The organism is Photorhabdus sp. RM96S (genome assembly GCF_042879335.1).
Classification (GTDB): Bacteria; Pseudomonadota; Gammaproteobacteria; order Enterobacterales; family Enterobacteriaceae; genus Photorhabdus; species Photorhabdus kayaii.
Genome location: NZ_JBHFKT010000121.1, coordinates 1 through 1,217, shown reverse-complemented (window position 1 = coordinate 1,217; position 1,217 = coordinate 1). Strand labels below are relative to the sequence as shown.

Sequence of the window (1,217 nt, the reverse complement as noted above, 5' to 3'; positions counted from 1 at the left end):
AACCAATCTCCAGCATAAAATCTTAGCCATTGCCGAAGAGGAAGGGGTGCGGCAGGCCGCCTATGCGCTTAAGCTGTTGCAAAGCGACGGCGAACTGACCATTGCCAGCACCGGTAAAGATGATGCCAGCGGGAATCTGGTCACCAAACAGTACAGGGTGAAAGGGCCGGTGATGCTGATGCTCACCACCACCGCGATAGATGTCGATGAAGAGCTGTTAAACCGCTGTCTGGTGCTGACGGTAAACGAATCGCGGGAGCAGACCGAAGCTATCCACGCCTTGCAGCGCCATAAGCAAACCCTCGAAGGCTTACTGGCGGAGAATGAAAAGGCGTATATCACCGAACTGCATCAAAACGCCCAGCGGCTGTTACGCCCGCTCAATGTGGTTAACCCTTATGCCTCACAGTTAACGTTCATGAGCGATAAAACCCGCACCCGGCGCGACCACATGAAATATCTTACCCTGATACAAAGTATCGCCCTGCTGCATCAGCACCAGCGCGAGGTGAAGACCGCGGAACACCGGGGCAAACGGCTTGAATATATCGAGGTGACCAAAGACGATATTAGCTTAGCAAACCGGCTGGCCCACGAGATATTAGGCCGCACGCTGGATGAAATGTCGCCCCAGACCCGAAAACTGTTACTGCTGATACAAGCGATGGTGAAAGAGACGGCGACAGCGCAGCAACGCCCGGTGAACGCGGTCCGCTTTACCCGCCGCGATATCCGCCATTACACCCAGTGGAGCGATAACCAGTTAAAAGTCCACTGTCAGCGACTGGCCGACATGGAATATCTGTTAGTCCACGGCGGCAGTCGCGGCCATCTGTTGCAGTATGAACTGCTGTGGAACGGTGACAGCGCAGAAGAAGCCCACCTGTGCGGCCTGATTGACCTGACAGCGCCGGAAAAACCGGTAAACCCCTGAATATGACTCACGCAAGTTGGACTGACTGAACCGCAAGTTGCCCCTAAGTTGGGGTCAAGTTGGGTCCAAGTTGGAGGTCGGAAAACCGACTTCAGGCCGCAGCAATACTGGGCGGAATGGCTCGCAAGTTGGGGAAGGTTGAAAAACACTGTTCCGGCAATAATAAGAAAAAGTCGTCGTATCGTACTGCCAGTTCATCATCGAACCCGAAAACCCGGAATACGACCGACGCAAGTTGGACTGATTGAACCGCAAGTTGCCCTTAAGTTGGGGTCAAGTTGGG

General features: G+C 54.1%; 1 pseudogene. It reads left to right on the top strand.

Features of this window, described 5'->3' with window-relative positions:
• Positions 1-934 (top strand): annotated as a pseudogene (locus ACGF49_RS24530) (DNA primase); the annotation flags it as partial.
• Positions 935-1,217 lie beyond the last annotated feature (283 nt).